16 protein-coding genes and 1 pseudogene are annotated in these 19,340 nt (G+C 73.0%); 5 read left to right on the forward strand and 12 right to left on the reverse strand.

Annotated features, from left to right (window positions below; genetic code table 11):
• Nucleotides 1–2 precede the first annotated feature (2 nt).
• Nucleotides 3–1,313 (reverse strand): glycosyltransferase, encoded by a 1,311-nt coding sequence (locus tag EW117_RS05990; RefSeq protein WP_207211767.1) that lies wholly within the window; start codon nt 1,311–1,313, stop codon nt 3–5.
• 71 nt (nt 1,314–1,384) lie between these two features.
• Here EW117_RS05990 and EW117_RS05995 point away from each other — a divergent pair, with 71 nt between their 5' ends.
• The gene (locus EW117_RS05995) at nt 1,385–2,851 is read left to right on the forward strand and encodes a hypothetical protein (protein WP_129784689.1); all 1,467 of its coding nucleotides are present in this window, start codon (nt 1,385–1,387) and stop codon (nt 2,849–2,851) included.
• A 70-nt stretch (nt 2,852–2,921) separates the two neighbouring features.
• On the opposite strand, the gene EW117_RS06000 is transcribed toward EW117_RS05995, so the two are convergent.
• From EW117_RS06000 to EW117_RS06015, 4 genes are all read right to left on the reverse strand, one after another.
• Nucleotides 2,922–3,350 carry a hypothetical protein gene (locus EW117_RS06000; protein WP_129784691.1) on the reverse strand — a complete coding sequence of 143 codons (429 nt, stop codon included), beginning with the start codon at nt 3,348–3,350 and terminating at the stop codon, nt 2,922–2,924.
• 299 nt (nt 3,351–3,649) lie between these two features.
• Entirely contained in the window at nt 3,650–5,044 is a 1,395-nt protein-coding gene (pntB, locus tag EW117_RS06005) for a Re/Si-specific NAD(P)(+) transhydrogenase subunit beta (RefSeq protein WP_129784693.1), read from the reverse strand.
• Entirely contained in the window at nt 5,041–6,741 is a 1,701-nt protein-coding gene (locus tag EW117_RS06010) for a Re/Si-specific NAD(P)(+) transhydrogenase subunit alpha (protein ID WP_242504105.1), read from the reverse strand. Before EW117_RS06010 ends, pntB begins: the two co-directional genes overlap by 4 nt.
• 78 nt (nt 6,742–6,819) lie before the next feature.
• Nucleotides 6,820–8,085, reverse strand: a complete 1,266-nt coding sequence (locus tag EW117_RS06015; protein WP_129784695.1) for a cytochrome P450 family protein — start codon at nt 8,083–8,085, stop codon at nt 6,820–6,822.
• Nucleotides 8,086–8,406: 321 nt separating this feature from the next.
• On the opposite strand from EW117_RS06015, the gene EW117_RS06020 reads away from it, so the two are divergent.
• Nucleotides 8,407–9,165: an IclR family transcriptional regulator gene (locus EW117_RS06020; protein WP_129784697.1), complete on the forward strand. Its 759-nt coding sequence runs from the start codon at nt 8,407–8,409 to the stop codon at nt 9,163–9,165.
• 25 nt (nt 9,166–9,190) lie between these two features.
• On the opposite strand, the pseudogene EW117_RS30615 reads toward EW117_RS06020, so the two are convergent.
• From EW117_RS30615 to EW117_RS06040, 4 genes and pseudogenes are all read right to left on the reverse strand, one after another.
• Nucleotides 9,191–9,637 (reverse strand): annotated as a pseudogene (locus EW117_RS30615) (carboxymuconolactone decarboxylase family protein); the annotation flags it as partial.
• A gap of 74 nt (nt 9,638–9,711) precedes the next feature.
• Entirely contained in the window at nt 9,712–11,160 is a 1,449-nt protein-coding gene (locus EW117_RS06030; RefSeq protein ID WP_207211768.1) for an AAA family ATPase, read from the reverse strand.
• A gap of 99 nt (nt 11,161–11,259) precedes the next feature.
• Entirely contained in the window at nt 11,260–12,177 is a 918-nt protein-coding gene (locus EW117_RS06035) for a diacylglycerol kinase family protein (protein WP_129784703.1), read from the reverse strand.
• A gap of 63 nt (nt 12,178–12,240) precedes the next feature.
• Nucleotides 12,241–13,857 (reverse strand): FAD-binding oxidoreductase, encoded by a 1,617-nt coding sequence (locus EW117_RS06040; RefSeq protein ID WP_242504106.1) that lies wholly within the window; start codon nt 13,855–13,857, stop codon nt 12,241–12,243.
• Between the two features lie 90 nt (nt 13,858–13,947).
• Between EW117_RS06040 and EW117_RS06045 the strand changes: the two genes are divergently transcribed.
• Both EW117_RS06045 and EW117_RS06050 read left to right on the forward strand, forming a co-directional pair.
• On the forward strand, nt 13,948–14,565 hold the full coding sequence (locus tag EW117_RS06045; protein ID WP_129784705.1) for a TetR/AcrR family transcriptional regulator: 618 nt from the start codon (nt 13,948–13,950) through the stop codon (nt 14,563–14,565).
• 43 nt (nt 14,566–14,608) lie between these two features.
• Nucleotides 14,609–16,159, forward strand: a complete 1,551-nt coding sequence (locus EW117_RS06050) for a glycerol-3-phosphate dehydrogenase/oxidase (protein WP_129784706.1) — start codon at nt 14,609–14,611, stop codon at nt 16,157–16,159.
• A gap of 32 nt (nt 16,160–16,191) precedes the next feature.
• Here the strand turns inward: EW117_RS06050 and map are convergent, their stop codons facing one another.
• Nucleotides 16,192–16,971 (reverse strand): type I methionyl aminopeptidase, encoded by a 780-nt coding sequence (gene map, locus EW117_RS06055; protein ID WP_129784708.1) that lies wholly within the window; start codon nt 16,969–16,971, stop codon nt 16,192–16,194.
• 66 nt (nt 16,972–17,037) lie between these two features.
• On the opposite strand from map, the gene EW117_RS06060 reads away from it, so the two are divergent.
• A complete protein-coding gene (locus EW117_RS06060) occupies nt 17,038–17,316 on the forward strand; it encodes a helix-turn-helix domain-containing protein (protein ID WP_129784710.1) in 279 nt (92 codons plus the stop codon).
• Here EW117_RS06060 and EW117_RS06065 read toward each other — a convergent pair.
• Together EW117_RS06065 and EW117_RS06070 are read right to left on the reverse strand one after the other, a co-directional pair.
• Complete coding sequence (locus tag EW117_RS06065; protein ID WP_129784712.1) at nt 17,313–18,047, reverse strand: phosphatase PAP2 family protein; 735 nt, start codon at nt 18,045–18,047, stop codon at nt 17,313–17,315. The genes EW117_RS06060 and EW117_RS06065 overlap by 4 nt on opposite strands.
• Nucleotides 18,048–18,161: 114 nt before the next feature.
• Nucleotides 18,162–19,277: a LacI family DNA-binding transcriptional regulator gene (locus tag EW117_RS06070; protein ID WP_129784714.1), complete on the reverse strand. Its 1,116-nt coding sequence runs from the start codon at nt 19,275–19,277 to the stop codon at nt 18,162–18,164.
• Nucleotides 19,278–19,340 lie beyond the last annotated feature (63 nt).

The following is a 19,340-nucleotide window of genomic DNA, read 5'->3' on the forward strand; positions in this document are numbered from 1 at the left end:
GCTCAGCCGCGGATGCCCTCGACGGCGTCGGCCGCCGCGGTGACGGCCCGGTCCGCCGGGACCAGCCCCGCGCCGAGGGCGGCCGCGCGAGCGGCCGTGGCGTCGTCGAGCACCTCGGACAGTGCTCCGGCGAGCACACCCGGCTGCGTGAGCGTGCTCGCGCGGCGCGCGACACCGACCCCCGCGCCGCGCAGCAGATCGCCCCACATGGGCTGGTCGGCGGAGTACCAGCCGACGACGGCGGGCAGTCCCGCCCGCAGCACCGCCCCCGTGGTGCCGGCCCCGCCGTGGTGCACGGCGGCCCGGCAGCGGGGCAGCACCGCCGCATGGTCGACGGCGCCGACCACCCGGACCCGCTTCTCGTCGACGCTCGCGCCGGGGTCCCCGGCGGCCGAGAAGTCGTTCCAGCCGGCGCTGACCAGCGCCCGCACCCCGAGCTCGGCGCACGCGTCGTCGACGGCGGCGAGCAGTGCGGGCGGGTCGGCGACGGGCATCGAGCCGAACCCGACGTAGACGGGCGGGTCGCCGTCGTCCAGCCAGACGTCCAGCCCGGCATCCAGCCCGCCGTGCGGTCCGGCGCCGGAGCCGGCCTCCCCGAGGCGGGCGCGGGCTGCGTCGTCCAGGGCGAGGAACCCCGTCAGCGGACGGCGCGGCCCCCACTCGTCGGCGAGACCCGGCACCAGAGCGGCGTCGTATGCCTGGACCTCGACGACCCCGGCGTCGCGCAGCCTGGTGGGCAGGTGCACACGGGTGCGGCCCAGGCCGAGCTCACCGCGCTGGTCGTTCTCCGCGCGGCGGGTCAGGTCCCAGCGCACGCGCTCCCCCAGCGCCCAGGCCGCCCGCGTGGGGCCCGGGCCGCGCAGGCCGCTCACCGGCGACACCACGCGGTTGGCCCGCACGGGGCAGTAGTGCAGGGCGGCCATGCCGAGCCCGCGCGATTCGGCCACGGCGGCGGCCACCTCCTGGCCCAGCAAGCCGGTCACGACGGTATCCGCGCCGCCGACGTCGTCGAGCAGCGCCAGCAGGCCGGTGCGCAGCTCGTCCCAGCCCGCCGACGCCACGGCGCGCAGCGCCCGGACCCGACGCACGGGGTGGGCCGATCGCATGTCGCGCCGCACCAGGTCGGACCCCAGCAGGGCCGCCGAGTCGATGCCCAGCGGCACGGGCGCCAGCCCGAGCCGCTCGGCCAGCGGCACGAGGTTCGGCGCCACCCCGGTCACCACCTCGTGCCCGCGACGCTGCAGCTCCAGCCCGACCGCGAGGGCCGGCTGGACATCTCCTCGACTGCCCACCAGGGCCATGACGTGACGCACGCGCGCACTCTACTCATCACCAGCCCCCCACCGACCCGCCACACCCCCGCCTGCCCGGCACCGGAGGCATCGTGACCAGCCCAGCGACCACCACCGACCCCACGGCGAGCAACCGCCTCACCTACGACGACGACCTGTTCCTGCGCACCCGCCGCGTGCTCGGCGTCGCCGTGGTCAACCAGACCATCTGGCGCCTGCCCGCGCCGCTGGACGCCGGCGCCGTCCGCGCCCTGCACCGCGGCCTCGCGAACGGGCCGCTGCAGCGCGTGGTCCGGCCGGGCCGCCTCCCGGGCGCCCGCGCCCGGTGGTCGGCGTCCGCGGTGTCGCTCGACCCGCTGGTCGAGTCCACCCCCGTGCCCGACGACGCCGTCCTCACCTGGGCGGACCGGCAGGCCCAGGCGAACCTGGACCCCGAGAACGGCCCCACCTGGGCCCTCGCGGCGGCGCCGACGGCGAGCGGCGGGAGTGTGCTCAGCTACGTGACGTCGCACGTGGTGGCCGACGGCGGGATGCACATCGGCGCACTGCGGGCCGCCGTCGCCGCGGCCACCCTCGCGGCGGGCGAGGCCGCCACCGGCGGGGCCGCCCTGGACGCGACCGGCGCCGCCCCGGCCGACCTGGACGACGCCGCGCCCGCCGTCCGCCGGCTGCCGAAGGAGGGCGAGCGCATCCGCACCGGCCTCGTGGCCGACCTGCGGGACGCGACCGGGCAGGCGCGCGCGGCGGTCGGCGGCCTGCGGAAGGCCGCCCGGCAGGGCCCGGTGCCGCCGCTGATGGCGCAGCAGTCGGCGGACCGGCCGCGGCCCGAGCCGCGCACCGACGACGCCCAGCCCGCCAACCCGCCGGTCGTCGTGGTCGACACGGACGCGTCCACCTGGCACCGCGCGGCGCACGCCGCGGGAGGCACCGCGAACAGCCTGCTCATCGCGGTGTGCACCGAGATCCTGCTGGCCGCCGGCGTGGCGACCGCGGGCATGCCGGTACGCGTGTCGGTGCCGGTCAGCCTGCGCCGCAAGGACGACCTGCGGTCGAACGCGACGTCAGGGGTCTCCATCGCCGTCGACACCACGGTGACCCCCGCACCCGAACGGGCCGGGGTCGTGGCCGACATGGCCCAGATCCGGGCGAGCGCGGCTGCCGAGTTCCGGGCCCTGACGTCCGGCACCCGCGTGGACACGCTGGGCCCCCTGAAGCCGCTCATGCAGATGGTGCCCGACGCCGTCGCGAAGCTCGCCGCGCGCGACGCCACCGCCCCGCTGTGCCTGGCCTCGAACCTGGGCCGGCTGCCCGCGACGTTCGCCGCGCCGCTCGGTACCTCGGCGTCCAGCGTGCTCATGCGCGGGGTCACGCAGGGACTGACCCGCGGGCGGCTGCGCCAGATGCGCGGCGGCCTGGACTGCTGGTGGTCCGAGCACGACGGCGTGGCGACGCTCGTGGTGCTCGGGCTGGACGTCGAACGCCTCGGCGAACCCGCTCAGGTCCGAGCCGCGGTGGAGAGCGTGTACGCCCGCCACGGCCTCCCGGTCCGCTTCTGGTAACCCTTGGTTGTGTGCGTGATCGTTGCGCCTGAAACGGACGCGCCATCGCAACGATCACGCTCACAACCAATCAGGCGGCCATGCGGACCGGGGGGTGGCCTTTCGGCTCAGGGATGGCGCTCGGTTTCGTAGCCCGTCGGCGTCGGCTCGTCACCAGCACGCCGACCGACGCCGCCGCGAACGCCAGCACACCGAACCCGGTGGACCACGCGTCCAGCTCGATGGTCAGCGTGAAGGCGATGATCGCCGCGACCGGCACGAGCATCCCGATGATCACCGACAGCCGGACCAGGCGGAGGGCGCGCGCCGTCCGCGCGACGCACCAGCTGACCACCGCCCAGGTCAGGAGCGTGAGGATCGCACCACCGAGCGAGGCGAACACCTCGCCGCCGTTGTGGGCACCGGCCGGGGGGCCGAAGTAGAAGAGCTCAGTGGTCGCGACGAGCACCAGGAACCCCACGATCGCGACCGATCCGGTCACGAGAGAGCGTGTCAACACTGGGCCTCCGCACTGAGGAACTACGCAGGACTCTCCTGGCGCGCCCCTTTATACCAAGTCGTGACCGCGCGATGTCAGCGCGGCACCGTCAATTCACCCACACATGACCACGCGAATGCAAAAAATCTGCAGGACGTTGGCCCGATTCCGCAGGCTCGATAATCGTACATTCGACCAATGTCTGGTCAATCGGCCGCCTCGCTGCGCAGCGTCAGAGCGCTCTGCTGCCTGCGCTCTTCCTCGGTCGCCGTCCAGTTCCGGTCCTCGTCCCTGGGTCCGGAGCTGTTCGTCGCCTGTCGTCAGAGCGCCTGGACTATCAGCTCCACCTGGTCCTTCGCATCCCCGAACAGCATCGCGGTGTTCTCGCGGAAGAACAGCGGGTTCTGCACGCCCGCGTAGCCCGTCGCCATGGACCGCTTGAAGACGACCACCTCGCGGGACTTCCACACCTCGAGCACGGGCATGCCCGCGATGGGCGACGCCGGGTCGTCCTGCGCCGCCGGGTTCACCGTGTCGTTGGCGCCGATCACGAGCACGACGTCGGTAGCAGGAAAGTCGTCGTTGATCTCGTCCATGCCGAGCACCTGGTCGTACGGCACCTTCGCCTCGGCGAGCAGCACGTTCATGTGCCCGGGCAGCCGGCCGGCCACCGGGTGGATGCCGAACCGCACGGTGGCCCCCCGCGCGGTGAGCCGGGCGACCAGGTCGGCTACCGGGTACTGGGCCTTCGCCACCGCCATGCCGTAGCCCGGCACCACGATCACCGAGCGGGCGGCGGTCAGCCGGTCGGCCACCTCGAGCGCCGTCGTCTCGCGGTAGGTTCCCGGCTCGGCCCCGGCGCCCGGGGCGGCGACGGCGGTCTCCGCGCCGAACCCGCCCAGGATCACGCTCACGAACGACCGGTTCATCGCCCGGCACATGAGGTAGCTGAGGATCGCACCCGACGACCCGACGAGCGCGCCCGTGATGATGAGCAGGTCGTTGCCCAGCATGAAGCCGGCCGCGGCCGCCGCCCACCCGGAGTACGAGTTCAGCATCGAGACGACGACGGGCATGTCGCCGCCGCCGATCGCCGCCACCAGGTGCCAGCCGAGCGCCAGCGCCACGCCCGTCATGAGCAGGAGCGGGAACAGGCCGGAGGCGCCGGCCGCGAGGAACCACCAGAGCAGCCCTCCGCACGCCACGAGGGCGGCCAGGTTGAGCCAGTTCCGGCCCGGCAGCAGCAGCGGCGACGACCGGAGCCGTCCCGACAGCTTCCCGAACGCGACCACGGAGCCGGTGAAGGTCACGGCGCCGATCAGCACGCCGAGGAACACCTCGACGAGATGCACCGTGCCGCCGGGCTCGGCCAGGTAGGACCCGAAGCCCACCAGCACCGCCGCCGCGCCCACGAACGAGTGCAGCAGCGCGATGAGCTCGGGCATCTGCGTCATCTCGACGGTCCGCGCCCGCCACGTGCCCACGGCGGCGCCCACCAGGAGCACCAGCAGGATGAGGCCGGCCGTCACGCCGACGGGCCGCTCGGACCGGTCCAGGGCGAGGGCTATGGTCGCCGCGAGCGCGAGCCCCATGCCCGACATGCCGAGCAGGACGCCGCGTCGCGCAGTCTCCTGCTTCGACAGCCCGGCCAGCGACAGCACGAACAGCACGGCCGCCACCAGATAGCCGGCCTGAACCACTGACTCCACGCTCACCTGCCCCTCCCCTCGCCCTCGCCGCTCCGCCCGGCCCGGTCGTCAGACGCACGAGCCACTCGGGTGACCTGTGGGTCTGACACGGGGATCGGGCCACGGTGGAACATGCCGAGCATGCGATGGGTCACCAAGAACCCGCCGAAGATGTTGATGCTGGCCACCGCCGACGCGAGCACGGCCAGCGTGGTCACCACCGGGTCCGACGACCCGATCTGCAGCATCCCGCCGACCAGGATGATCCCCGAGATCGCGTTGGTCTGGGACATCAGCGGGGTGTGCAGGGCATGGCTGACGTGCGAGATCACGTAGAAGCCGACCACGACGGCCAGCGCCAGCACGGTGAAGTGCGCCGCCTGGTCGGCGGGCGACGACGCCACCGCGAGCGCCCCGAGCAGGGCACCGAGGCCGATCAGCACGGCGTTCCGCGCGGGCCGGGCCACGGTCGCGGGTCGAGCCCCGCCTCCCGCCGGTCGAGCTTGTCGGGACCCGGGTGACGCCTCGACAGGCTCGACCGGCGAGGCGGGCTCGACCGGAGGCGGCGCCGACACCGCCACCGGCGGTGGCGGCCACAGCACCTCCCCGTCCCGGGCCACCGTCATGCCGCGCACGACGACGTCGTCCGGGTCGAGCGCGAGCCGGCCGTCCCGCTCCGGCGTGCCGAGCTGGACCAGGTTCGCGACGGCGGTGCCGAGCAGCTCCGAGGTGTGCCGGGGCATGCGGTCCGGCAGGTCGGTGTACCCGAGCACCACCACGCCGTTGTCGCTGACCACCCGCTCGCCCGGCACGGTGAGCTCGCAGTTGCCGCCGCCGGGCGCCGCGAGGTCCACGATCACGCTCCCGGGCCGCATGTTCGCGACCATCTCGGCGGTGATGGTGGTGGGCGCCGTCCCGCGCACCAGCGCCGTCGTGACCACGATGTCGGCGGCCGCCGTCTCGACGGCGTACGCGCGCAGCGCCGCGGCCTCCTGGTCCGCGGTGAGCGCGGAGGCGTAGCCGTCGGCGCTGACCTGCTGCGCGGCGTCGTCGGCCCGGACCACCGTGGCGCCCATGGACTCGATCTGCTCCGCGGCCTCGGGCCGCACGTCGAAGGCGCGCACCTGCGCGCCGAGGCTGCCCGCGGCCCCGATGGCCGCGAGCCCGGCCACGCCCGCGCCGATCACGAAGACCTTCGCGGGCGGGGTGGTGCCCGCCGCGGTGACCTGACCGGAGAACATGCCGCCGAACTCGGCGGCGGCCTCGACGACCGCCCGGTAGCCCGCGACGTTCGACAACGCGCTCAGCACGTCCAGGGACTGCGCCCGGGAGATGCGCGGCACGGCGTCCAGCGCGAGTGCGGTGACGCCGCGGTTGGCGAGCGCGCGCACCAGGTCGGGCCGGGCGGCGGGGGCGATCTGGGCGATCAGCACGGCCCCGATCCGCAGCCCGTCCGGGCCCCGCGCGCCCGGCCGCAGACCGGCCGGTCCGGGCGCGGCCAGCACGTCGGGCGCCCTGGTGACCGCCACGACGTCGGCGGCCCAGGCCTCGGCGTCGGGCACGACGGCGGCGCCCGCGGCCGCATAGGCGGCGTCGGGAAAGCCCGCGCCCGCGCCGGCCCCTGCCGCGACGGCTACGTCGTACCCGAGGCCGACCAGCCGGGCGGTCGTCGTCGGCGTGGCGGGCACGAGTGGCCCGCCGTCGTCCGGAATACCGATGCGCATGTGACCCTCCTCGCTCACGTGCGCAACCTACCCCGTGACACCGACGGTCCGGGCCACGCCCGGCGTCCGCGCCGAGTGCTAGGCCGACACGACCGGCAGCGGGAAGGTGACCGGGAGGCTCACCGGCTGGCGCATCCACAGCGTCTGGTCCCAAGTGACCTCGGACGCCGGGATCCGGAGCACGACGTCGAGCCTGCGCAGGATCGTCTCGACGGCGATCCGCGCGATCACGCGCGCCGGGCGGGGCGCCGGGCATGCGTGCGGCCCGGTGCCGAACGACACGTGGGCACGGCTGCCGACGTGGTCCCACGGATCACCGGTGTCCATGCGGGGGTCCGTGTTCGCGGCGTGGATCGCCAGGACGAGCGGGTCCCCGGCGGCGATGAGCTTGCCGTCCAGCACGATCTCCTGGCGGGCGAACCGCGGCACGGTGTTGATCGTCGGGGTCGAGCGCCACAACACCTCGTCCATGGCGTTGTCCAGGTCGATGCGGCCGCCGTGCAGCCGTCCGGAGAACCGCGAGTCCGTAAGCGTGAGCAGCAGGGTCTGCGCCACCCACGCGGTCAGCGTCAGGTTGCCCGAGTAGGCGACGATCAGCAAGGTGTGGACCACCTCGATGTCGTCGTGCATGTTCGGGTGCGCGACCAGCGAGCTCGCGAGGTCCCGCTTCGGGAACTCCCGGCGGATGGCCACGAGGTCGCCCAGCATCCGGTCCACCTCGGCCACGGCGGGAGCTGCGTCGGTCCCGCCGCCCGCGACCCTGCGGGTCAGGTCGAACAGGCGCTGCCCGTCCTCGGGGTCGAAGCCGATCATGTCGGCGACGACGAGGAACGGGATCACCGACGCGTACTCGAGCATCAGGTCCGCGCGCCCGCGGTCCTCGAAGCGGTCGATGAGGAGGTTGCAGAAGGAGCGGACCTTGGCCGCAGTGATGCTCTCGGAGAGCTGCTCGAAGGCGTCGTCGAGCGGCTCGCGCAGCCGCTGCCGCAGGGCGCCGTCGGTGTGGTTCGCGGCGAAACGCTGATGCGACGTGAGGACCGGGCGCAGCCCGGAGGTCGCGGGCAGGCCGCCGCGCGCGTGCCCGTTCCACATCTGGGGGTTGGTCGAGAAGACGTGCTCGTTGCGCATGACGTCGTAGACCAGCCGCTGCCCCATGACGAGCCAGGCGCGCACCCCCGGCTCCAGCTCGACGGGGGCCACCTCGCCCCACTCGCTCTCGAGCTCGTCGTAGAACACGCGCGGGTCCGGCATGGCCGACCCGCGCACCAGCGGCTGCACGTTCGAGACGGCGCCGAGCCGCACGGGCCGGGTGCCGCGCCAGGGTTGGTCCTGCGTGCCGCGCATGTCATCGAGCAATGTGGCCGGCCCTCTCGGAGTGGTGTCTCGGACCGGCCCAGCGGGCTGAGAACCTGGCAAATCCTTGCCCGCTATCACCCGGTTCAGGTAAATTCATTGATTCGCCGTATCTGTGCAGCTGTCATCTTCGATCGCCCAGGGTGAACCCACCCGTGTCGCTACCCTGTATCGTGACCTCTTCGCAACCCGTGGCTACGATGGCTGCGAGGGCACACACACTGTCGCACTCTCGAACCACCCTGTCGAGACCCATTCGGGCGGTACGACGGTCGAACAACCGTCGGCACCACCGACCAGCAAGGGGGGCACGTGACTCTGTACGCCGAACGGGAGCGCCCGGACGACCTGGTGCAGAGCGTGGCGCGCGCCCTCCGTGTTCTCGAGGTCGTGACACGCTCCCCAGGTCTTCCCGTCAAAGCCATCGCCCGCCGCAGCGGCCTCAACCTCTCCACCACGTACCATCTGGTGCGCACGCTCGCCTACGAGGGCTATGTCACGCGGCTCAAGGACGGCACGTACGACGTCGGCGAGCAGGTGAGCAACCGGTTCTACGAGCAGCTCGGCTCGCTCGGCCGCGGCCCCGACACCCGCGAGGTGCTGCGCCACCTCGCCCAGACCACCGGTTACAGCGCGTACCTGGGCCGCATCAGCGCCGGCCGCGTGGTGGTGGTCGACTACGCGGAGGCTCCCGGCTCGCCGTACCTCGAGGACCTGGAGCGCGGGCTCGACGTCTCCGCTCACGCCACCGCGCTCGGCAAGGCGCTGCTGCTCGGCATCCCGCGACGGGAGCGGCACGAACTGGTGATCGACGCCGGGATGCGCAAGTTCACCGCACGCACCACCCCGGACCTGACGGTGCTCGACGCGCAGCTCGCCCGCCTGCGGCCCGACGCCGTGGTCGAGGAGCACGGCGAGTTCCGCGACGACATCACCTGTGCCGCATCCCTCGTCCCGCGCAGGCAGGGCGAGCCCGCCTGGGCCGTCGGGCTGAGCATCCCGGGCGAGGTGGTGCCCCAGCCCGCCCGCCGCGAGCTGAGCTTCGTGGCCGGGGACCTCGCGTCGGTCTGACCGGGACGTCCCGCTCCAGACCGGTGAACCGCTCGCTCGTGCGCCAGGCGGGGACGTCGTGCAGCTTCGCGGGGTCCACGTGCTCATGCTGCGCCTCCCAGTAGCCGAAGTCCACGCACCAGGTGCAGCCGATCGACACCGAGGCAGCCATGACCGCCAGCGACTTCAGGCCCGGGTCCAGCGACTTCCAGCCGCGGACGCCGAGCTCGGTCAGCGCGTAGGTCCGAGTCACCTTCCCGTGCTGCCCGACGGCGACCAGCGGGTCCAGCACCGCCCCGTACCGCCAGCGGGAGCACGCCGCCATGGCACGGTTGGTCACGGTGTTCGGCAGGACGGCGGTGATCCGGGTACTGATGCTGCGGGCCGGCTCGCTCCGCGGGCGGTTCCTCGGCGTGCGGGACATGGTCTGGCTCCGTCCGGCGGTTCTGTCGCGGACCCCATCCAGACACCACCCGGCCCACCGACGTGACATCGGCTGCCGGTGAGCCGGATCACACCGCGGCCCGCGCGCCCGCCAGGGCGGCCGTTGCCAGGTACTGATCAGCCTCACGCATAGAGCTCAGGAAGCCCAACCAGGACGACGTCGTCGGACGCGGCTGTCGCCTCGTGGATCCGGTCGTTGAACCCGGCGCCGCTGAAACAGATCAGGCGCGTCTCGCGAACGTCATAGCGCCCGGCTTCACCGACCGCATCGCGGATCTGCCTGAGCCGATCGAGGTGGGCGATCCCCATCGTGTCGTTCCACTTGGCCTCACCGATCGCGAGCAGAGGTGGCTTCTCGCCGTCAGCAATGCCAATGACGGCAACGTCGACCTCGTGGTTCGCCCTCGTCCGTGGATCGTGGACCACGCCGTGACCGACTCGGGCAGGTAGTCCACCGAGAAGGTCCGGGTCGGCGTGGTGAAGCGCCCAGTCGCGGCAGACCTGCTCGAAATGTGGTCCCAGTATGTTGCTGGCGAACCGCCGCTGGCTCGCTCTCCAGACACGCTCCGCTGCGCCCGGCCGTTCGAGCTGGTCCCATACCGGGCGCATGATGGCGTGGTAGAAGGCGATGAGCGGCTCCGCGATGCGGAACGTGGGGCGGTTGGCGCGGAACACGTCGTCGTCCCGGTACAGCAGGCCGGCGTCCTCGAGCACGTTGATGGGATGCGCGATGTCCGCCGCCTTGCGCTCCAGATAGTTCGCCATGCCGCCGCGGGTCGCATTACCCTCGGCGACCGATGCGAGCACCGACAGGTACAGGGTGGTGTCGCGCAGGTCAGGCTCCTCCGCGAGCAGATATCGCGCCTCGCGGAAGAGCGCTGACTCGGGATTCAGCACCGTGCGGGTGACCCAGCTGTCGAAGTCGTCCAGGCCGGACGGGGAGTCGCCGCGCGCGAACTCACGACGGTAGGCAGGCGTTCCCCCCACGATGGCGTGCACCTGCATCGCGAGCCGTGGGTCGGTGATGTCCCAGAACTGTGCCGCAAGCTGATGGTCCAACCGACGGACGAGCAGGTCGAGTCCCGCCCTGCCCCGTAGCGGTGCGTTGCCGGCGAGCAGCTTGCCCATGAACGACAGCGCCGAACCGCACAACAGCAGTCGCGTCCGTGACTCCGATCGCTGAGTGCGTCGTGGCCGCAGTGCTTCCTGCACGATCGAGGGCAGCTCAGGATTTGCCCTGGCCAGGTAGGGAAACTCGTCGATCACGACCGGTATGGGCCGCTCCCGCCCAAGCGCCAGGAGCGCGTCGATCACCTCGGCCCAACCGGCGAAGTGGTACGGGCTCGCCGGGCGGACGTGCTCGGTCAGGGAACGACTGATCCTGCGCAGCGACTCAGCGTCGGTGGCTTCGGTCGCGCCGAAGTAGAAGCCTCCTGCCGCCTGGCAGGCGGCTTCCAGCAGGTAAGTCTTCCCCTGGCGCCGGCGGCCCGAGACGACGCCGAGCGTCGCACCGGGCTGGTCGTCGGAGATGAACCCGCCCAGCGCAGCCCACTCGTGGTCGCGGTCGAACATGTCAGCAGGCTTGTCCATGGAGAGCTCGCAATATATGGGAGTACAGTTAATAGAACTGTACTCCCATATTTTGCAGAGCCCGGCACACCCTCAGGAACGTCACACCGGGACGCAGAGCGTCAGCGCCTCCCGCTGCGCCTCGACGGTCACCGGCAGCGGCCCCACGAGCTCGCCGTCCGCGTACGCGACCAGCCCCGCCGGCGCCTCGAGCCGGATCGCCGGCGCCCGCAGCGTCGTGACCTCCGGCCGCTCCACATGCGTGCCCGCCTTGATCAGCGGGTCGAACGCGAGGATCCGGAACCGGCCGACGGCCTGCACCAGGGTGACGTCGAGCAGCCCGTCCGCGGGATCCGCACCCGGGCAGATCGGCACCCCGCCGCCGTAGTATCTGGTGAGCCCGATCGCGAGCATGTACCCGTCCTGCTCCAGCGCCGGAGCGCCGGCCGGGCGCAGCCGGTAGGCGAACTTCCGCAGCCGCAGCCACTCCAGGTAGACGGCGACCAGGTAGCGGGCCGGCCCCGTGGGCCACGTCATGCGGTTGGTGCGCTCGTTGGTCAGCGAGTCCAGGCCCGCGCACAGCACCGTGACGAAGTGGCGCACGGTGCCGTCGTCGGCCGTGACGGTGCCCGTGTCGACGCGGCGCCGGGCGCCGTCGAGCACGAGGTCGGCGGCGGCAGCGGCGTCGTTCAGAGGGATGCCGTGCTCACGGGCCAGGTCGTTGCCCGTGCCGCCGGGGATCAGCGCCAGCGGGACGCCGGACCCCAGCACGGGCGCCAGCACCGACGAGACGGTTCCGTCGCCGCCGGCCACCACGAGCACGCCGGGGCCTTCGTCGACGGCCCGCTGGGCGAGCGCGACCGTCTCGGCCTCACTGCTCCCCTGATAGACGCGGACGTCGGCGCCCCGGGCCCGCAGCCGCTCGATCGCCACCTGTCCGCTGTCGGCGCCGATACCCCGCCCTGACGCGGGGTTCACGAGCACCGCGACGTGCCCGCCCCCGCCGTCCTGCTCCGTCATCCCCGAAACCTACCCGACCTGTCAGACCTCCAGGTCACCCGAGTGACCTGTGCTTCTGACACGTCAGAGGGGGCGGGGAATGAGGGCGTTGGGGTTCATGATTCCCGACGGGTCCAGCTCGGCCTGGACCGCACGGAGCAGGCGGATGCCGGCCGAGCCGATCTCGTGCTCCAGCCACGGCGCGTGGTCCGTGCCGACGCCGTGGTGGTGGCTGATGGTGCCGCCCGCCGCCATGATCGCGTCGTTCACCCGGGACTTCACCCGGCTCCACGGTTCGAGCGACTCCGTACCGAGCCCCGCGATCACCGTGAAGTACAGCGAGGCGCCGGTCGGGTACACGTGCGAGATGTGGCACAGGATCCGGTTCTTCGCCCGCTCCTCGGCGAACCCCCGCTCCAGCGCCGTCGTGACGGCGGCCTTCAGCGCGTGCAGGTTCGACCAGGTGGTGGCCGTCTCCAGCGTCTCGCAGAACACGCCGTGCGCCAGCAGCGCGTCACGCAGGTACGGCGCCTTGAACCGGCCGTGGTCCCAGGAGGCGGCCAGCTTGGCGTCGGCGGGCTCCCCGCCTGCCTCCCGCAGCACCCGGCTCGTGGCCTCGCGGCGCGCCGGCGTGAGGTCGGCGGGCCCCTCGTGCAGGACGACGGCGGAGCAGCCCGTGGCCAGCGCCCGCCCGATCTGCCCGACCTGGGCCAGGGACACAGCGGTCTCGGCCTCGTCGGACAGGCGGATCACGGTGGGTCCCGTGCCGAGCTGCACCACACGGCGCAGTGCGTCCGCCCCGGCGGCGAAGTCGCCGAAGGCCCACGCGTCGAACAGCCGCGCCTCCGGGACCGGATGCACCCGCAGGCGCAGCTGGGTGATCACGCCGCACGTTCCCTCCGAGCCGAGGAACCACCGCACCAGGTCGGGCCCGGCCGCCGAGCCGGGCGCCCGGCCCAGGTCGAGCGGGCCCGTGGGCGTCACCACCCGCAGGCCGGTGACCATGGCGTCGAACCGCCCGTACCCGGCGGAGCTCTGGCCGGACGAGCGCATGGCGGCGAACCCGCCGAGCGTCGCGAACTCGAAGCTCTGGGGGAAGTGCCCCAGCTCGAAGCCCCGTTCCGCCAGGAACGTCTCGGCGGCGGGCGCCGTCGTCCCCGCGAGGAAGGTCGCCTGCTGGTCGACGTCGTCGAACGCGACCAGCCCGGACAGCCGGCGCAGGTCGAGGCTGACCACGCCCCGGTGCTGCCCGGCGTCGGGCTCCAGGCCGCCGGTCACGGCGGTGCCGCCGCCGAACGGCACCACCGCGAGGCCACGCTCGCCCGCGACCGCGAGCACCGCCGCCACCTCGGCCTCCGTCCCGGGCAGCACGACGGCGCCCGGCGCCGCCTGCTCCGCCTGCCGACGCCGCAGCAGGTCCGGCGTGGACTTGCCGCCTGCGTGCAGCAGACGCGCGTCGTGGCCGGCGTCGACGTGGGCCTCGCCGACCGCCTCGGCCAGCGCCGCCAGGTCGTCGGCGGTCAGGGCCGGGGTGCTGATCTCGGCCTCGGCGAGACCGGGCCCGCGCGGCGGCTTCGGCATGCGTCCGAGCACGGCCGTGAGCAGCAGCTTCACACCGCCCGGCAGCCCGTGCGCCCTGGCCGGGTCGCCCCAGCCGTCCCAGCGCATGTCGATGCGCTCGTCCTGCGGCAGCGTGCTCACGCGTCCTCCGTGTCGGGTAGCGGTCGGGTCGTGCGGGCGGTCGGGTGCGGCGGTCGGATCCAGCGGCTGTGCGTTACAGTTTGACACAAGATGACAATCCGTAACGGTCCAGCCGGAACCCACAGCCCGCCGTCGGACGGTCAGGCCGGCGCCGATCCCGTCGAGCAGCGCCTGCTGACCGCTGCCTCGGAGATCGTCGCGACCCGCGGCACGCGCGGCCTGTCGGTCACGGAGCTCGCCCGGGCCGCGGGTGTCTCCCGCCCCACGGTCTACCGACGCTGGGAGTCCGCCGACGACGTGCTCCGCGCCCTCATCGCGCACCGCATGCAGCAGGTGATCACCGCCGTCGGGCCGCAGGCCGCCGACCGCGCCGCCATCGTCGACAAGGTGGTCCGGTTCGGCGACCTGTTCCACGCCGACCACGTGTTCGGGCGTCTCCTGGACACCGAGCCCGAGGTCTTCACGCGCTACGCGTTCCAGCGGATCGGGCGGTCGCAGCGGGTCGTTCTCGAGTGGCTCGCCGCCAACATCGCGGCCGCCCAGCGAGGTGGCACGGTCCGGGCCGGCTCAGCCACGGACATGGCGGTCATGGTCCTGCTCATCTCCCAGTCGGCCCTGCTCTCCCACAAGACGGTCACGACGGTGATCGAGGCCGACGCCCTGCGGACCGAGCTGGCGCACGCCCTCGACGGCTACCTCCGCCCCTGACCCCGACCGCCGTTCGCGGCGTCCTCGACCGGAAGCAGGACCGATGCAACGCACCGCCCTCACGGCCCGGCGCCGCGCGCGCGAGCTCGACGGCCTCACCTCCGAGACCGTGGACCTGCTCGTGGTCGGCGGCGGGGTCACGGGCACCGGCGTCGCGCTCGACGCCGCCGCCCGCGGCCTGACCGTCGCCCTGGTCGAGGCGCACGACCTGGCCTGGGGCACCTCCCGGTGGAGCTCCAAGCTGGCGCACGGCGGCCTGCGCTACCTCGCCACGGGTGACGTCGGCGTGGCCCGCGAGAGCGCGCGCGAGCGGCACGTCCTGATGACACGGACCGCGCCGCACCTGGTCCGGGCGCTCCCGCAGGTGCTCACCCCCGGTGCGGGACGACGGAAGGGCCTCACCGTCGGCATCGGGTTCGGCCTCGGCGACCTGCTGCGCCGCGACGCCGGGACCTCGTCCCTGGTGCTGCCCGGACCTCGCCTCGCCCGCCGGGACGAGGCCGCCCGGCTCGTGCCCGCCGTCTCGCGCGAGCACCTGCACGGCGCGTGGATCGCGCACGACGGCCAGCTGGTCGACGACGCCCGCCTCGTCGTCGCCCTGGCCCGCACGGCGGCGGGACGGGGGGCGAAGATCCTGACCCGCGTCCGGGCCACGGAGCTGCGGGCGGACGGCGCGACCCTCCAGGACGCGCTGACCGGCGCGACGCTGACCGTCCGGGCCCGCGCGGTCGTGAACGCCACGGGCGTGTGGGCCGCGACGGTGGACCCGTCGGTGCGGCTGCGGCCCAGCCGCGGCACGCACGTCGTGGTGCCCGCGGCCCGGCTGGGCGAGCCGGCGGCCGCGCTCATGGTGCCCGTGCCGGGCTCCGGCTCGCGGTACGTGTTCGCGCTGCCGGTGCAGCTCGGGCGCGTGATCATCGGCCTGACGGACGAGGAGGCGCCCGGCGCCGTCCCGGACGTGCCGGTGCCCACGCGGCCCGAGATCGACTTCCTGCTGGAGACCGTCTCCGGCGTGCTGGACCGCCCCCTGCTGCCCGACGACGTCGTGGGCGCCTTCGCTGGGCTGCGGCCCCTCGTAGACTCGGCCGGGTCGAGCGACGAGGCGTCCGCCGACGTCTCGCGCAAGCACCTGGTCGAGGTGTCGCCGTCGACCGGGGCGGTGAACGTGCTCGGCGGCAAGCTGACGACGTACCGGACCATGGCCGAGGATGCCGTGGACCTGGCGGTGAAGCACGCCGGGCTCACGGCCGGGCCGTGCTGGACGGCCGACCTGCCGCTGGTCGGGGCGCCGTCGACCAGCGAGAGCTCGACCAGCGGAAGCCCGCTCGACGCACGGTACGGCACCGAGGCCGCCGAGGTGCTGGACGTTGCGGCGCTGCCTGGTTCCACCGCCGCCGTCGGGCAGGGGATCGCGGGCACCGAGCACCTGGACATCACCCGCGCGGAGATCGAGTGGGCGGTGACCCACGAGGGCGCGCTGGACGCGGAAGACGTGCTGGACCGCCGCACCCGCATCGGCCTGGTCCCCGCCGACCGCGCGGCGGTGCACGACGTCGTACGGGAGCTGGTCGAGGAAGCCCTGGCGCGGCTCTGACGCCCCCGCCTCGGCTGCCCCGGAGAGGCGACCTACCGCGCCCGCGTCGGCAGGGTGAGGATCTCCGCGCCGTCGTCGGTGATGGCTATCGTGTGCTCGCTGTGCGCCGTCCGGCAGCCTGTCGCGCTGCGGAGGGTCCACCCGTCGGCATCGGTGACGAGCTCGTCGGTGTCCGCCATGACCCACGGCTCGAGGGCGAGCAGGAGCCCGGGACGCAGCCGGTAGCCGCGGCCGGGCCGCCCGGTATTCGCGATGTGCGGGTCCTGGTGCATCGTCGACCCGATGCCGTGGCCCCCGAACTCGGTGTTGATGGGGAACCCGGCCGCGCTGAGCACGGAGCCGATGGCGTGGGAGATGTCGCCGATGCGCGCTCCGGGCCCGGCGGCGGCTATGCCCGCGTCGAGCGCGCGTTCGGTGGTGCTGATCATCGCGACGCTCTCCGCGGGCCTGGACCCGCCGACGATGAAGCTGATCGCCGAGTCCGCCGCCACCCCGTCCAGCGAGACGGCGAGGTCGAGCGTCAGCAGGTCGCCGTCGGCCAGGGTGTAGTCGTGCGGCATCCCGTGCAGCACGGCGTCGTTGACGGCGGTGCAGATGTAGCGGCCGAACGGCCCGCGCCCGAAGGACGGCGCGTAGTCGACGTAGCAGGACTGGGCGCCGGCCTCCTTGATCATGGTGGCGGCCCACTGGTCGATCTCCAGGAGGTTCGTGCCGATGCCGCTGCGGTCCTTGCACGCGTACAGGATGTCCGCGACCAGGGCGCCGGTAACCTTCGCTCGGGCCAGCTCGGTGGGGTCCAGGATCTCGATCATGCGGCGCCTTCCTCGTGCTGCCAATAACTATCCCGGTAATGTTATACCGGTACTATAATCGGCGCCATGGTCAGACTTCCGCTCACTCCGGCAGAGGTCGAGCGCGGGCAGCGTCTCGGCATGCTCCTGCGCCGCGCCAGGGGCGAGCGCTCGATGCTCGAGACCGCGCTGGACGCGGGCGTCTCCCCGGAGACGCTGCGGAAGATCGAGTCCGGCCGGGTCGCCACCCCCGCCTTCTCCACCATCGCGGCGATCGCGAACGTGCTCGGTCTGTCGCTCGACGCGGTATGGGCCGAGGTCAGCCAGGCCGACGACGTCGTGGCGCCGGCCCGCCGGAGCGCCTAGCTCGCGCCCGAGCGATCTCGTTCGCGGCGCGGGGCGCGCAACACCGACAGCGCGACCATGCAGGCGATGAACCCGAGCAGCCAGCCGCCGGGGATGTCGCTCAGCCAGTGGTAGTCGAGCCACGACATGAGCGCGCCGGCGATCACCACGATCACCGCGACGACCGGGATCATCTTGCGCAGCCGGCTGCGGCTCGGGTACAGCCCGTACTGGGTGAACAGCAGGCAGAGGATGAAGAAGCCGGTGAAGAACGTGTTCGCCGCGTGCCCCGAGGGGAACGCCTGGCCGCCGGCGTGCAGCACGTCCATGTTGTGGTGCGGGCCGGTGCGCCCGAGGCCGAACTTGGTGCCGTAGCCGATCGACGCGATGGTCGCGAGGCCCGCCAGCACGGCCAGTACCGGCCGGCGGGTGGCAATGTTCCACAGCGTGCCGGGACCGCCCTGTTTCCACGCCACGTAGAGGGCGGTGCCGCCCACCATCGGGATGGTGAACATGCGCTCACCGGTGATGCTGGCGACGATGTCGAGGAAGACCTTCTCCCACCCCATGGGGTGGTTGGCGTCGACGTAGTAGTGGAACTGCCAGTCCCAGGCGATGAAGGGGCCGCGGACCACGACCTGCCAGATGCACAGCGCGAACACCAGGGCACCGATGGCCGCCGCGACCGCGGAGCTGCGCCACGTGGGACGGGTCGACGAGCCGAGCAGAGCCCCGGCTGACTGTGACTCCACGCGTGTAACACCCCTACCCTCTGGTTGCGCCATCGAGCCGATCCTACGGGTTTCAGGGTGAATGTTCGGTACCTGAAATGTGTCTAGCGGGCGCTGTGAGCAACACCCTTGGCCTCACCTCGGCGGGGACTGCGGCGGTGCTGTGCTCTGCCGGACCTTCAGCTCCACCGGGACCACCTCGTGGAGGTCGTCCTCGTCGCCGGCCGCCTCGTCAGCCCGCGTCTCCGCCAGGCTCACCTCCTCGGCGTTCACGCCGCCACCGGCCCGGACCTGCTCGAGCAGGCGGGCCACGAGCCGCCGGCCGATCTCGTCGAAGTCCTGCACCACGGTCGTCAGCGGCGGCCAGAGGTGCTCGGCCAGCAGGATGTCGTCGAACCCGACCACCGAGACGTCGCGCGGCACGGCGCGCCCGGCCTCATGCAGGGCCCGCAGTACCCCGGCGGCCATCTCGTCGTTGGCGCAGAACACCGCCGTGACGTCCGGGTCGGCGGCGAGCCGGCGTCCGGCGTCGTACCCGGAGGCCGCCGACCAGTCCCCCTCCATGATCTCGGGGACCGGCCGGCCCGCCGCGCCGAGCGTCGCCCGCCAGGCCTCGGCACGCACCTGCGCCGGAGCCGAGTCGGGCGGCCCGGCGACGTGGTGCACCGTGTGATGCCCCAGGTCCAGGAGGTGCTGGGTGGCACTCTGGGCGCCGCCCGCCTGGTCGGCGCCGACGGCGGGGTGGTGCCCCACGAACCGCGAGTCGGACACCACGACGGGCAGCCGCGGCGGCAGCGCCAGGGTGGCCGGCGTCGCCGTCTCGGCCCGGATGATCACCAGGCCGTCGATCGCCTGGTGGGACAACCGGGTCGCGGCGGCGGAGACGACGTCGGACGACGGGTTCTCGACGTCGATCAGGGTCACCGTGTAGCCCTCGGCGCGCGCCGCCTCGACCACCGCCTCGACCGTCCGGGACTCGCCGGTACGGGCCAGCCGGTGCGCGATCACACCGATGGTCCGGAAGCTGCCGTAGCGCAGCGCGCGCGCCGCGGTGTTGGGCGCGTAACCCAGCTGCGCCATGGCCGCGAGCACCTTGTCGCGGGTCGCCGGCCGCACGTTGTCCAGACCCATCGACACGCGCGAGACCGTCTGGGTCGACACCCCCGCGAGCGCCGCGACGTCCGCCAGGGACGGACCTCTGCCCTCCACGCCATCCACCTCCTCGTGATGCGCCTCGCACCGGTGCCCCATTTGACACTCACGTGACGTACGAGCACCCTAGTCCGAGTCACCATGTTTACGTCAACACGACGA

The organism is Promicromonospora panici (assembly GCF_900608595.1).
GTDB classification, from domain to species: Bacteria; Actinomycetota; Actinomycetes; order Actinomycetales; family Cellulomonadaceae; genus Promicromonospora; species Promicromonospora panici.

Coding starts and splice junctions, on each gene's coding strand:
- EW117_RS06010 (WP_242504105.1), bottom strand. CDS start 6,741: ATGCGCATCGGTATTCCGGACGACGGCGGGCCACTCGTGCCCGCCACG.
- EW117_RS06015 (WP_129784695.1), bottom strand. CDS start 8,085: ATGCGCGGCACGCAGGACCAACCCTGGCGCGGCACCCGGCCCGTGCGG.
- EW117_RS06030 (WP_207211768.1), bottom strand. CDS start 11,160: ATGTTCGACCGCGACCACGAGTGGGCTGCGCTGGGCGGGTTCATCTCC.
- EW117_RS06035 (WP_129784703.1), bottom strand. CDS start 12,177: ATGACGGAGCAGGACGGCGGGGGCGGGCACGTCGCGGTGCTCGTGAAC.
- EW117_RS06045 (WP_129784705.1), top strand. CDS start 13,948: ATGACAATCCGTAACGGTCCAGCCGGAACCCACAGCCCGCCGTCGGAC.
- EW117_RS06050 (WP_129784706.1), top strand. CDS start 14,609: ATGCAACGCACCGCCCTCACGGCCCGGCGCCGCGCGCGCGAGCTCGAC.
- map (WP_129784708.1), bottom strand. CDS start 16,971: ATGATCGAGATCCTGGACCCCACCGAGCTGGCCCGAGCGAAGGTTACC.
- EW117_RS06060 (WP_129784710.1), top strand. CDS start 17,038: ATGGTCAGACTTCCGCTCACTCCGGCAGAGGTCGAGCGCGGGCAGCGT.
- EW117_RS06070 (WP_129784714.1), bottom strand. CDS start 19,277: ATGGGGCACCGGTGCGAGGCGCATCACGAGGAGGTGGATGGCGTGGAG.